The organism is Bacillus cereus group sp. N11 (genome assembly GCF_016483605.1).
In the GTDB taxonomy this organism is placed as follows: Bacteria; Bacillota; Bacilli; order Bacillales; family Bacillaceae_G; genus Bacillus_A; species Bacillus_A toyonensis.
Genome location: NZ_JAEHBN010000008.1, coordinates 244,780 through 258,033, shown reverse-complemented (window position 1 = coordinate 258,033; position 13,254 = coordinate 244,780). Strand labels below are relative to the sequence as shown.

Below are 13,254 nucleotides of genomic sequence, written 5' to 3'. Positions count from 1 at the left end.
AGGAGGATTCGCCATGAGTAAAATTATCGGTATTGACTTAGGTACAACAAACTCTTGTGTAGCTGTTATGGAAGGTGGAGAACCAAAGGTGATCCCAAATCCAGAAGGAAACCGTACAACACCTTCTGTTGTAGCTTTCAAAAATGAAGAGCGTCAAGTTGGGGAAGTTGCGAAGCGCCAAGCAATTACAAACCCAAATACAATCATGTCTGTTAAACGTCATATGGGTACAGACTACAAAGTAGAAGTTGAAGGTAAAGATTTTACACCTCAAGAAATTTCTGCAATCATTTTACAAAACTTAAAAGCTTCTGCTGAAGCATACTTAGGTGAAACAGTAACGAAAGCTGTTATTACAGTACCTGCATACTTCAACGATGCAGAGCGTCAAGCAACGAAAGATGCTGGTCGTATCGCTGGTTTAGAAGTTGAGCGTATCATTAACGAACCAACAGCAGCAGCACTTGCTTACGGTTTAGAAAAACAAGATGAAGAGCAAAAAATCTTAGTATATGACTTAGGTGGCGGTACATTTGACGTATCTATCCTTGAGTTAGCAGACGGCACATTCGAAGTTATTTCAACTGCTGGTGACAACCGCCTTGGTGGAGATGACTTTGACCAAGTTATCATCGATCACTTAGTAGCTGAATTCAAAAAAGAAAATAACATTGATTTAAGCCAAGATAAAATGGCACTTCAACGTTTGAAAGATGCAGCTGAAAAAGCGAAAAAAGATCTTTCAGGTGTAACACAAACACAAATTTCATTACCATTCATTAGTGCTGGAGCTGCTGGCCCATTACACTTAGAATTAACGTTAACAAGAGCAAAATTCGAAGAGCTTTCAGCAGGTCTTGTTGAAAGAACATTAGAGCCGACTCGTCGTGCATTAAAAGACGCTGGCTTTGCTCCAAGTGAATTAGATAAAGTTATCCTTGTTGGTGGATCTACTCGTATCCCAGCTGTTCAAGAAGCTATTAAACGTGAAACTGGTAAAGAGCCATACAAAGGCGTAAACCCTGATGAAGTTGTAGCATTAGGTGCTGCGGTTCAAGGTGGCGTACTTACTGGTGATGTAGAAGGCGTACTATTATTAGACGTAACTCCACTTTCTTTAGGTATTGAAACTATGGGTGGTGTGTTCACGAAATTAATCGAGCGTAACACTACAATTCCAACAAGTAAGTCACAAGTATTCTCAACAGCTGCTGATAACCAACCGGCAGTAGACATTCATGTACTACAAGGTGAGCGTCCAATGTCAGCTGACAACAAAACATTAGGTCGTTTCCAATTAACGGATCTTCCACCAGCACCACGTGGTATTCCACAAATCGAAGTAACATTCGATATTGATGCGAACGGTATCGTTAACGTACGTGCAAAAGACTTAGGAACAAGCAAAGAGCAAGCTATTACAATTCAATCATCTTCAGGTCTTTCTGATGAAGAAGTAGATCGTATGGTACAAGAAGCAGAAGCAAATGCTGACGCTGACCAAAAACGTAAGGAAGAAGTTGAACTTCGTAATGAAGCTGACCAACTTGTATTCCAAACAGATAAAGTTGTAAAAGATTTAGAAGGTAAAGTAGATGCGGCTGAGGTTGCAAAAGCGACAGAAGCGAAAGAAGCGTTGCAAGCGGCAATTGAGAAAAACGATCTTGATGAAATCCGTGCGAAAAAAGATGCTTTACAAGAAATCGTACAACAATTAAGCGTTAAATTATACGAGCAAGCTCAAGCAGCTGCAGGGCAAGCAGAAGGTGCACAAGGAGCACAAGACGCTGGCGCGAAAAAAGATAATGTAGTAGACGCTGAATTTGAAGAAGTAAAAGAAGACAAGTAATTTAAGTACAAACATAATAAGTAAGATGACAAAAAGTCAAAGTCAAGCGTGCCTTGGCTTTGGCTTTTTTCATAAATGAGGAGAAATGTGTGAGGATCTTAAGTTTTTTAGCTTGCATACTGTAAGTGAGGAAACTTTGTTGCAAAGCACTTTCTTTCGGTGTTAAAATTACGTTTATGTGAAAGATTCGGGGGTTGCAAATTTATGAGTAAACGAGACTATTATGAGGTCCTTGGACTTAGCCAGGGTGCTTCAAAAGATGAAATTAAAAAAGCGTATCGTCGTTTGGCTAAAAAATACCATCCAGACGTAAGTAAAGAAGAAGATGCAATTGAAAAGTTTAAAGAAGTACAAGAGGCATACGAAGTGTTGAGCGATGATCAAAAGCGTGCGCAGTACGATCAATTTGGTCATGCTGGTGCAAATCAAGGCTTCGGTGGCGGAGGAGACTTCGGCGGTGGCTTTGGTTTTGAAGATATCTTTAGTTCGTTCTTTGGCGGCGGCGGCAGACGTCGTGATCCAAATGCTCCGCGCCAAGGTGCTGACTTACAATATCAAGTCACTTTAGACTTTGAAGAAGCTATTTTTGGTAAAGAGTTAAACGTTGAAATTCCAGTAGAAGATCCATGTGATACTTGTAAAGGTAGCGGGGCAAAACCAGGAACTTCAAAAGAAACATGTAAACATTGTTCAGGATCAGGTCAAGTAAGTGTAGAACAAAATACACCGTTTGGTCGTATTGTAAACCGTCAAGCTTGTGGTCATTGTTCAGGAACTGGTCAAATGATTAAAGAAAAATGTACGACATGTCACGGTTCAGGTAAAGTACGTAAGCGTAAAAAAATTAACGTTAAGATTCCAGCTGGTATTGATAATGGCCAACAAATTCGTGTATCTGGAAAAGGTGAAGCGGGCGTAAATGGTGGACCGGCAGGAGATTTATATGTAGTTGTTCATGTAAGAAATCATGAATTCTTCGAGCGTGAAGGTGATCATATTATTTGCGAAATGCCATTAACATTTGCGCAAATGGCACTTGGTGCTGAAGTAGAAGTTCCTACTGTTCATGGGAAAGTGAAGCTGAAAATTCCAGCAGGAACACAAACAGGAACAGAATTCCGCTTAAAAGGAAAAGGTGCTCCAAACGTACGTGGATACGGTCAAGGAGATCAATATGTAGTCGTTCGTGTTGTTGTACCAACAAAATTAAATTCACATCAAAAAGATTTATTACGTGAATTTGCAGGGCAAGAAGAGCAGGATGATAGTTTATTCGGAAAGCTTAAACGTGCTTTCAAAGGGGAATAATGGAAATAAAAAATGGAGTTGGTAAATTGTGAAATGGTCAGAAGTTAGTATTCATACAACAGAAGAAGCAGTAGAAGCTGTCTCTCATATTTTACATGAAGCTGGTGCTAGTGGAGTTGCAATTGAGGATCCAGCAGAGTTGACGAAAGAGCGCGAGCAACAATATGGTGAAATTTATGCATTGAACCCAGATGAATACCCGGCAGAGGGTGTATTAGTAAAAGCATATTTCCCACAAACGGATTCTTTACACGAAACGATTGCGGGTGTAAAATCATCTATTGATGTGCTTCCATCTTACGACATTGAAATTGGTACTGGAAATATTACCATTAACGAAGTCAATGAAGAAGATTGGGCTACTGCTTGGAAAAAGTATTACCATCCAGTACAAATTTCTGATACATTCACAATCGTACCGACATGGGAAGAATACACACCATCTTCTCTGGATGAAAAAATCATTGAATTAGACCCGGGTATGGCGTTTGGTACAGGAACTCATCCAACAACAACGATGTGTATTCGTGCTTTAGAAAAAACAGTTCAATCAGGTGATACTGTCATTGATGTAGGGACGGGTTCAGGTGTACTTAGTATTGCAGCGGCAAAATTAGGTGCGTCTTCTGTTCAAGCATACGATTTAGATCCAGTTGCAGTGGAAAGTGCGGAAATGAATGTACGTTTAAATAAAACAGATGATATCGTATCTGTTGGACAAAATAGTCTTTTAGAAGGTATTGAAGGACCTGTTGATTTAATCGTAGCGAATTTATTAGCAGAAATTATTCTTCTATTCCCTGAAGATGCAGCACGAGTTGTAAAATCAGGTGGATTATTCATTACATCTGGTATTATTGCAGCGAAAGAAAAAGTAATTTCTGAGGCGTTAGAAAAAGCTGGATTTACAATTGAAGAAGTATTACGAATGGATGATTGGGTAGCAATTATTGCACGAAATGCGTAATATAGATTTTAGTTTATAATGAAAAGGGGAGTCTCTCACTATAAGGTGAGGGACTTGCCGTTTGTTATATGAAAAATGATAACGTTTCGTTCTTTTCGTAAGTGTTGACTTACGAAAGGAACGAAACTCTACTAAGGTGATTATATGCAACGTTATTTTGTAGAAGAAAAACATGTAAGTGAAGCAAAGATTCGCATTGTAGGTGATGATGTACATCACATTGCGAGAGTAATGCGTATGTCAGCTGGTGATCACATTTATTGCTGTGTAAACGGAAAAACAGCAGTATGTTCAATTGATGAAATTACCAGTGAATTTGTTGAGACAGCTATTGTAGAATGGGTAGAGGCATCAAGTGAACTTCCTGTGTTCGTGACGATTGCAAGTGGACTGCCAAAAGGAGACAAGCTAGAGTTAATTTTTCAAAAAGGAACCGAGCTTGGGGCAGCCGCATTTTTACCATTTCAAGCATCTCGCTCTATCGTAAAATGGGATGCGAAAAAAGCTGATAAAAAAGTTGAGCGTTTAAGAAAAATTGTGAAAGAAGCTGCGGAACAATCGCATAGAAGTGAAGTTCCAGAAGTACATGCTCCAGCATCGTTTAAGCAATTGCTTTCAATGAGTGGTGAGTATGATGTTTGTCTTGTTGCGTATGAAGAAGAAGCAAAACAAGGCGAGAAATCTAATTTTGCGAAAGCTTTAACGACAATGAAACCAGATCAAAAGCTATTAATTGTATTTGGCCCAGAAGGCGGTTTAGCTGAGGAAGAGATTACGGCGCTTCGTGAACATAAATTTGTACTATGTAGTTTAGGACCAAGGATTTTAAGAACGGAAACGGCACCGCTTTATGCGTTAAGTGCTGCTTCTTATCATTTTGAATTGATGGGGTGATGATCAATGTCAACTGTTGCGTTCCACACGTTAGGTTGTAAAGTAAACCACTATGAAACAGAAGCTATTTGGCAATTGTTTAAACAAGGTGGTTATGAAAGAACTGAATATGAAAAGAAATCTGATGTATATGTTATTAATACATGTACAGTAACAAATACTGGAGATAAAAAAAGCCGTCAAGTAATTAGACGTGCTGTGCGTCAAAATCCAGATGCGGTTATTTGTGTAACGGGATGTTATGCGCAAACATCTCCAGCTGAAATTATGGCAATTCCAGGTGTAGATATTGTAGTTGGTACACAAGATCGTGAAAAGATGTTAGGATACATCGAAGAATTCCGTAAAGAGCGTCAACCAATTAATGCTGTCCGTAACATTATGAAAACACGTGTATACGAAGAACTTGATGTACCATATTTCACGGATCGTACACGTGCTTCATTAAAAATACAAGAAGGTTGTAATAACTTCTGTACGTTCTGTATTATTCCTTGGGCGCGTGGTTTAATGCGTTCTCGTGATGGAAAAGAAGTTATTAAACAAGCGCAGCAATTAGTGGATGCAGGCTATAAAGAAATCGTATTAACTGGTATTCATACAGGTGGATACGGTGAAGATATTAAAGATTATAACTTAGCTGGATTACTTCGTGATATGGAAGCAGAAGTAGGTGGATTAAAACGTCTTCGTATTTCTTCTATTGAAGCGAGTCAAATTTCAGATGAAGTAATTGAAGTGTTAGACAAATCTGAAGTAGTTGTACGCCACTTGCACATTCCGTTGCAATCAGGATCTAATACTGTATTAAAACGTATGCGTCGTAAGTATACAATGGAATTTTTCCAAGAGCGTTTAGATCGTTTGAAAGAAGCGTTACCAGGTCTTGCGATTACATCAGACGTAATTGTTGGCTTCCCAGGTGAAACAGAAGAAGAATTTATGGAAACGTACAATTTCATTAAAGAGAATCGCTTCTCTGAGTTACACGTATTCCCTTATTCAAAACGTACGGGAACACCTGCAGCGCGTATGGAAGATCAAGTTCCTGAAGATGTGAAGAATGATCGTGTTCACCGTCTAATTGAACTATCTAATCAATTAGCGAAAGAGTATGCTTCACAGTTTGAAGGAGAAGTACTTGAAATTATCCCGGAAGAGCAATTTAAAGATGGCGATCGTGAAGGGTTATATGTAGGTTATACAGATAACTATTTGAAAATTGTCTTTGAAGGGTCAGAAGAATTAATTGGTAAGCTAGTGAAAGTGAAAATTACGAAAGCTGGTTATCCATATAACGAAGCGCAATTTGTTCGTGTTATTGAAGATGATGTGAAAAAAGAATCAGCGAGCGCGTAAAAAAAGCATGCAAACGGAAACGGTTTGCATGCTTTCTTTTTTCATGGAAAAGTTAAGTGTTGAAAAGGTGCAATGATAAAAATATAGTTGTTTTCAGTGGAAAAGGATGATAGCTATTTGACAGAATAAAAAAGGAAGAGCATCTATTCCTCTTTTATTCTGTCAAATAGTTGACCTGAAGTGATAAAATGTATTATAATCGTAAAAGACATGCTGAAGAAGTGTTTCTTTTTGCATGCTGAAGTTAGTATGTAAGTGTGATGTTTCGGAGGGAGGGAAAGAGAATGTCAAAAACAGTCGTTCGTAAAAACGAGTCTTTGGAGGATGCACTTCGCCGTTTTAAAAGATCGGTTTCTAAAACTGGTACACTTGCTGAAGCAAGAAAGCGCGAGTTTTATGAAAAACCAAGTGTAAAACGTAAGAAGAAATCTGAAGCGGCAAGAAAGCGTAAATTCTAAGAGAGGGTGTAAGTTATGAGTCTTCTCGGTCGTTTAAACGATGATATGAAACAAGCGATGAAGAATAAACAAAAAGAAAAATTAACCGTTATTCGTATGGTTAAGGCTGCTTTACAAAATGAAGGTATTAAACTGCAACATACTCTTACTGAAGAAGAGGAATTAACAGTTTTAGCTCGTGAAGTAAAACAGTATAAGGACTCCCTCCTTGAATTTAAAAAAGCTGGTCGTGAAGACCTTGTTGATAAACTGCAAAGTGAAATTCAGATTTTAAGCGCATATTTGCCGGAGCAATTAACTGAAGAAGACCTGATTGATGTAATCAAGCAAGTTATTTCTGAAGTTGGTGCGACATCAAAAGCAGATATGGGTAAGGTGATGACTGCTGTTATGCCGAAAGTAAAAGGTAAAACAGACGGATCACTTGTGAATAAGCTGGTTATCCAGCTATTAGCATAAAAAAACGTCTCATTTCGTATGAGACGTTTTTTTATGCTTTTTTTCAGTTTGGACGTGATATTACAAGCTCTTTTTTCATACATATGGGATGAGAGGAGGTCTTTTAAGATGAAAAAATTAGAACAAATGAAGAGTTGGTTAACGAAGCAAATAGACCTGCCAGTGGATGTGCTAATGGATCTACCTCGGATCACGCTTGTTGGGCAAGTGCATATCTATATAGAAAATCATCAAGGTTTATTAGTGTTTTCAGATAAAGAAGTAAGATTGTTGCTAAAACATGGTCAATTATTAATTAAGGGGCAATCCTTCGTTATTAAAACAATCCTTCCAGAGGAGCTTTTGCTTGAAGGGATCATTGAGCAAGTGATGTTTTTAGAAAGTGAAAAGCAAAAAGAGTGAGGGAAACTTCCGTATGTGAAGTTTTTCTTCTTTATTCTCGTGATTCGACCTTACTATTCAGTTATCTCGCTATTTATGGGCAGTAAAACTCTTTATATCATTTTCGTACGAGCTATTTTGCTAATTAAAGTGAAAAGTAGTATGTCTACTTTTGGGAAAGGTAGTGGAGGTAGTAGATGAAAAATAAATGGTTTATAAAGTGGCTTGGATATGTAAAAGTACGAATTGAAGGTAGAGGAGCGGAACGGTTCGTTAATGAATGCGTACGTAGAAAATTATTAGTTTGGGATGTTAAGAAGATTGCTGATGAAACGTTAGTTTTTTGTATGTTGTTACGCGATGTGAAAAGATTAAAACCAATTTATAGAAAAAATGAATGCAAATTATATTTCATTGGACGCTACGGTTTTCCTTTTTGGAATAAGCGTTTAATTAAAAATAGTGGGTTTTTAATCGGTTTTTTAATTTTCTTTTTTGGTATGATTGCAATGTCAAATATGGTTTGGAAAATTGAGATTACAGGAGCGAAACCTGAAACAGAATATATATTGATGAAAGAATTGGATAAAATGGGTATTAAGAAAGGAAAACTACAGTTTCAAATGCCTAGTGTAGAAGATGTGCAACGCCATTTGACGGACAATATTAATGCGATTACTTGGGCGGGGCTGGAAGTAAGAGGGACCACCTATCATTTTAAAATTGTGGAAAAAAACGAGCCGAAAAAAGAAAAGGAACAGCATCCACAAAATTTAGTGGCAAAAAAAGAAGCAATTATTACAAAAACGTTTGTAGAGGTTGGAAAACCAGTCGTTATGAAAAATGACCATGTCGAAAAAGGACAACTTCTTGTATCAGGTATATATGGTAATGAGGAAAACCCGTCAGTTGTTTCGGCGAAAGGTATTGTATATGGAGAAACTTGGTATACATCCGAGGTGAGTGTGCCGCTGAAAACACAATTTCAAGTGTATACTGGTAATGCGTATAATGAATACTTTCTTAAGTTTGGGAGTGCAAAAATAAAAATATGGGGATTTCAACATGATAAGTATAAACGCTCTCGTACTGAACATGTAAAACATGATGTGAAATTATTTGGTTTTACATTACCGATTGCATATGAAAAAGATATTGTACGAGAAGAGGAAGAAGCGAATCGAGAATACACAGAAAAACAGGCATTGAAAGTAGCGAAAGAGATGGCTGAAAAAGAACTAAAGAAAAAATTGGATGAACATGCTATGATTGTAAGTGATAAGATTTTGAGTAAAGAGGTTGAGGCGGATCAACTAAAAGTTACATTGCATTATACTGTAATTGAAAATATTGCAGAGTCACAACCGATATCCGAATCCGATATTCAAGGAGACTGAGTAATGGCAGAACAATTAGTAGAAATGAACCAACAATTGGAAAATACTAACGAAGCAATCGCTCTTTTTGGAGTCAATGATGCTCATTTAAAAGTAATGGAACGAGAACTTAATGTATCTATCGTAACTAGAGGTGAAACAGTTCATGTGTCTGGGGCAGATGAAAACGTGACACTCGTAGAAAAAATCTTACAGCAATTACTTGTTGTTATTCGTAAAAGTGTATCCATTACAGAAAGAGATGTTGCGTATGCAATTCAGCTCGCACAACAAGGGAAAATTGCTCAATTTGAAGAGTTATATGAAGAAGAAATTTTTAAAACGGCAAAGGGTAAATCTATTCGTGTAAAAACAATTGGACAAAGACGATATATTCATGCGATGAAGAAGAATGATATTGTATTTGGGATAGGACCTGCTGGAACTGGAAAAACGTACTTAGCTGTAGTAATGGCTGTAAGAGCGTTAAAACAAGGGTATGTAAAGAAAATTATTCTAACAAGGCCTGCTGTAGAAGCTGGAGAGAGTTTAGGTTTTTTACCAGGGGATTTAAAAGAGAAGGTAGATCCATATTTACGTCCATTGTATGATGCACTGCACGATATTCTTGGACAAGAATATACGCAGCGTATGATGGAGCGAGGTGTAATTGAAATCGCGCCTCTTGCTTATATGAGAGGGCGTACGCTTGATGATTCATTTGTTATTTTAGATGAAGCGCAAAATACAACTGGTGTCCAAATAAAAATGTTTTTAACAAGATTAGGTTTTAGTTCTAAAATGGTTATAACAGGGGATCCTTCGCAGGTAGATTTGCCAAAAGGGGCAAAATCAGGTCTTTCTATTGCTACAAATGTTTTATCTGGTGTATCAGGACTTTCGTTCATTACATTAGAGCAAAGCGACGTTGTGAGACATCCGTTAGTGCAACGTATTATTGAGGCGTATGATAAAATGGAATGATCCTATTTGTCAGGATCATTTCTTTTTGTATGATAAGGTTGGCGAATAGCAATTTTTTTACTATCATGAAAGAAGAAGAGTATAAGCGATAAATGACGTATGATTCTAAAAGTGTCGCTTATTAGAAGAAACGAAAGCTATAAATAGTTTCACTTTATTTCTGGAGAGGAGAAGGTATTGAAATCATGTCAAGATCTCAAGAAATTTCTAAGTGGTTTCGTAATTTACAACATTCGAAAAAACTAAGTTGGATTTCTTACGTTTTATTAGGAGCAGTGCTGTTTTTTGCACTTATGAATAATGTAAAACCAGAGCAATTAGATGTTACAACATATTCTATTGCGAAAAAAACAATCCATTCTCCTATTAAAATTGAAGATAAAGTTACAACGGACAAAAAGAAAAAAGAAGCCGCTACAAAAGTTGAAGATCAATATACATATAAAAGTGAGTATAAACAAAATAAAGTGGATATTGTGAATGACGTCTTTGCTAAAGTAGATGAAGTGATACAAGAGATTAAAGCGGTTGGGCCGGATGAGCAAAAAAAGATTACTGATGCTGAAAAAGTGGACAAGTTGAAAAAAAAATTGCCTACTGATTTAACGAAAGAATTATCTGATTTAAACTTACTAAACTTAATTAATGCAGATTCGAACCAATTAGTATTAGCAAAAGATGCAGCAGTTACAGCTATTAATAGTATCATGACTGAGCATATTAAAATGGACGAATTGAAGGATGCGAAGGAACGATATGTAAGTGAGATGAATAGTGTTAATGTTGATAATGGTTTAAAGGAATCTATTAAGGCGTTAGGGAAATATGCGATTTCTGCAAACTATTTTTATGATCCGACCTTAACAAAAGAGAAGAGAAAAGCGGAAGAAGATTTAGTTCCACCTGTTTATATTCTTCAAGGGCAAGTCCTTGTTAGAGAAGGTGAAACGATTTCAAGTGATATGTACAATCAGTTGAAATTAGTTGGTCTGTTAGAAAAAGGGAACAGTTTTCAACCCTATGTTGGATTAGCGGTACTCATTGGTGTGCTATTGTACTTTATGCATAAGCAGTTTGAAGTATTTTTACAACGGAAAAGGGAAGATAGACCGTATATTTTAGCGTACATTACCATTTTGTCGATCACGATCGTTTTAATGAAAATCATTAGCTTGTTCCAAAAGCTTGAATATGCAGGGATCGCGTATGTCGTTCCAGTTGCAATGGGAACAATACTTGTAAAACTAATGATTGGTGATCGATTTGTTTTTTTAACAAGCATGATTTTTTCTGTATGCGGAAGCATTATGTTTAATGAAGGAGTAACGAGCACCCTGAATTATAGTGTGGGGATCTATGTGTTACTAAGTTCACTATCAGTTAGTATTTTCTTGAGAGAAAAAAATCGTCGTACGATGATTTTACAAGCGGGTATACTCGTTTCTGTGTTAAATGTGGTCGTATTGGCAGCGTTATTATTGTTGCGTAATGGGAATTTTTCGCCTCTTGAAATTGGTACACAATTATTGATGGCTTCTGTTTCAGGGATTATCTCTTCGGTGTTAGCTATGGGGATTTTACCATATTTAGAGAGTGGACTTGGCATTGTATCAAGTATGAAGCTTATGGAACTATCAAGTCCAAATCATCCGCTTTTGCGTAAGATTTTGCTAGAAGCGCCAGGGACATATCACCATAGTGTAATGGTAGCGAATCTTTCTGAAGCTGCTTGTGAAGCAGTCGGGGCAAATGGTGTATTAGCCCGTGTAGGGGCGTATTATCATGATGTAGGAAAAACGGTACAACCACAGTTCTTTATTGAAAATCAGATGGGGATTGAAAACCCACATGATAAACTCGCCCCTGTAACGAGTAAAGATATTATTATCGCTCATGTAACGGACGGGGTGAGGATGCTAGAAGAGTACCATATTCCGCAAGAAATTATTGATATTGCTGGACAACATCATGGTACAACGTTACTTAAATATTTTTACTATAAGGCGATTAAAGAAGATAAAGAAAAATATACAGAAGAGATGTTCCGTTATCCAGGATCCAAAGCAACTTCTAAAGAGTCGGCGATTGTTGGTATTGCTGATAGTGTAGAGGCCGCGGTGCGTTCTATGAATCATCCAACGCCAGATCAAATTAATAATTTAGTGCAAAGTATTATTAAAGATCGTTTGCAAGATGGACAATTTAGTGAATGTGATTTGACATTTAAAGAGCTACAAATCGTTGGAAAAACGTTATGCGAGACGTTAAATGGTATTTTCCATTCGCGTATTACATATCCGGAACTACCGGAAGAGAAGGAGAAAGAATGAGTTTATTAATTGATTTTATTGATGAAACAGAAGAAGTGAAAGACGATTATATAAGTTTGATTCGAGAGCTGGTAGAGAAAGCGGCTCAAATGGAAAACATAGAAGAAGGGGCAGAATTATCGGTTACGTTTGTAGATAATGAACGTATTCGTGAAATAAACCGTGATTACCGAGATAAGGATCAGCCTACGGATGTTATTTCTTTCGCTATGGAAGAAATGGGAGAAGGTGAAATGGAAATTGTCGGTGCGGAGATGCCGCGTATGTTAGGAGATCTTATTATTTCTATTCCAAGAGCGAAAGAGCAAGCTGAAGAATATGGACACTCTTTTGATAGGGAACTTGGGTTTTTAGCGTTACATGGCTTTTTACATTTGCTTGGTTATGATCACATGACAGAAGAAGATGAAAAAGAAATGTTTGGAAGACAAAAAGAAATTTTAGAAGCATTTGGATTAGGACGATGAAAAAAGGAAAACTTTTAGATAGTTTTGGATATGCTATAGCTGGTATATTCTTTTGTCTTCGTCATGAAAGAAATATGAGAATTCATTATTTAGCCGCAGTCATTGTTATATGCTGCGGCTTTTATTTCCATATTACGAAAATAGAGTGGGTGGTATTACTTATTGTGATAGGGATTGTAATGGGTTTAGAGATGGTAAATACGGCTGTGGAAAAAACAGTAGACTTAGTGACTGCTGATATACATCCATTTGCGAAAATTGCAAAGGATGTCGCAGCAGGAGCGGTTTTACTCTTTGCAGTTATAGCCGTTATAATTGGTGCTATTATCTTTGTACCGTATGTGGTATAGTTGCATTCCGAAGCTTTTATTAAGCCTTGGAAGTGCTATAAAGGCCTTTAGTGAGAGAGTGTATCTATTCAC

The 13,254-nt window shown here is 37.2% G+C and carries 13 protein-coding genes; all 13 read left to right on the top strand.

Annotated elements, in window-relative coordinates; genetic code table 11:
- The first annotated feature begins 13 nt into the window (after nt 1-13).
- The 13 genes from dnaK to JDS98_RS15785 all read left to right on the top strand — a co-directional run bounded on the left by dnaK (nt 14) and on the right by JDS98_RS15785 (nt 13,182).
- Complete coding sequence (gene dnaK / locus JDS98_RS15845) at nt 14-1,849, top strand: chaperone protein DnaK (RefSeq protein ID WP_000034694.1); 1,836 nt, start codon at nt 14-16, stop codon at nt 1,847-1,849.
- A gap of 204 nt (nt 1,850-2,053) precedes the next feature.
- Nucleotides 2,054-3,157 (top strand): chaperone protein DnaJ, encoded by a 1,104-nt coding sequence (gene dnaJ, locus JDS98_RS15840; protein ID WP_199634028.1) that lies wholly within the window; start codon nt 2,054-2,056, stop codon nt 3,155-3,157.
- 28 nt (nt 3,158-3,185) lie between these two features.
- Complete coding sequence (gene prmA, locus JDS98_RS15835) at nt 3,186-4,124, top strand: 50S ribosomal protein L11 methyltransferase (RefSeq protein ID WP_098137352.1); 939 nt, start codon at nt 3,186-3,188, stop codon at nt 4,122-4,124.
- A gap of 144 nt (nt 4,125-4,268) precedes the next feature.
- A complete protein-coding gene (locus JDS98_RS15830) occupies nt 4,269-5,018 on the top strand; it encodes a 16S rRNA (uracil(1498)-N(3))-methyltransferase (RefSeq protein WP_199634027.1) in 750 nt (249 codons plus the stop codon).
- Nucleotides 5,019-5,024: 6 nt separating this feature from the next.
- Nucleotides 5,025-6,377 (top strand): tRNA (N(6)-L-threonylcarbamoyladenosine(37)-C(2))-methylthiotransferase MtaB, encoded by a 1,353-nt coding sequence (mtaB, locus tag JDS98_RS15825; RefSeq protein WP_000108698.1) that lies wholly within the window; start codon nt 5,025-5,027, stop codon nt 6,375-6,377.
- A 284-nt stretch (nt 6,378-6,661) separates the two neighbouring features.
- Nucleotides 6,662-6,835 carry a 30S ribosomal protein S21 gene (gene rpsU / locus JDS98_RS15820; RefSeq protein ID WP_000048061.1) on the top strand — a complete coding sequence of 58 codons (174 nt, stop codon included), beginning with the start codon at nt 6,662-6,664 and terminating at the stop codon, nt 6,833-6,835.
- A 15-nt stretch (nt 6,836-6,850) separates the two neighbouring features.
- Complete coding sequence (locus JDS98_RS15815; protein WP_000054576.1) at nt 6,851-7,294, top strand: GatB/YqeY domain-containing protein; 444 nt, start codon at nt 6,851-6,853, stop codon at nt 7,292-7,294.
- Nucleotides 7,295-7,402: 108 nt separating this feature from the next.
- Entirely contained in the window at nt 7,403-7,696 is a 294-nt protein-coding gene (gene yqfC, locus JDS98_RS15810) for a sporulation protein YqfC (RefSeq protein WP_097958094.1), read from the top strand.
- 176 nt (nt 7,697-7,872) lie between these two features.
- Nucleotides 7,873-9,072, top strand: coding sequence for a sporulation protein YqfD (yqfD, locus tag JDS98_RS15805; protein WP_097958092.1), 1,200 nt, complete (start codon nt 7,873-7,875; stop codon nt 9,070-9,072).
- 3 nt (nt 9,073-9,075) lie between these two features.
- On the top strand, nt 9,076-10,035 hold the full coding sequence (locus JDS98_RS15800; RefSeq protein WP_199634026.1) for a PhoH family protein: 960 nt from the start codon (nt 9,076-9,078) through the stop codon (nt 10,033-10,035).
- Between the two features lie 185 nt (nt 10,036-10,220).
- Nucleotides 10,221-12,365 carry an HD family phosphohydrolase gene (locus tag JDS98_RS15795; protein WP_000091505.1) on the top strand — a complete coding sequence of 715 codons (2,145 nt, stop codon included), beginning with the start codon at nt 10,221-10,223 and terminating at the stop codon, nt 12,363-12,365.
- Nucleotides 12,362-12,832, top strand: a complete 471-nt coding sequence (gene ybeY / locus JDS98_RS15790; protein WP_000054674.1) for an rRNA maturation RNase YbeY — start codon at nt 12,362-12,364, stop codon at nt 12,830-12,832. Before JDS98_RS15795 ends, ybeY begins: the two co-directional genes overlap by 4 nt.
- Nucleotides 12,829-13,182 (top strand): diacylglycerol kinase family protein, encoded by a 354-nt coding sequence (locus JDS98_RS15785; RefSeq protein WP_000715513.1) that lies wholly within the window; start codon nt 12,829-12,831, stop codon nt 13,180-13,182. The genes ybeY and JDS98_RS15785 overlap by 4 nt, the downstream gene beginning before the upstream one ends.
- The last annotated feature ends 72 nt before the right edge of the window (nt 13,183-13,254 follow it).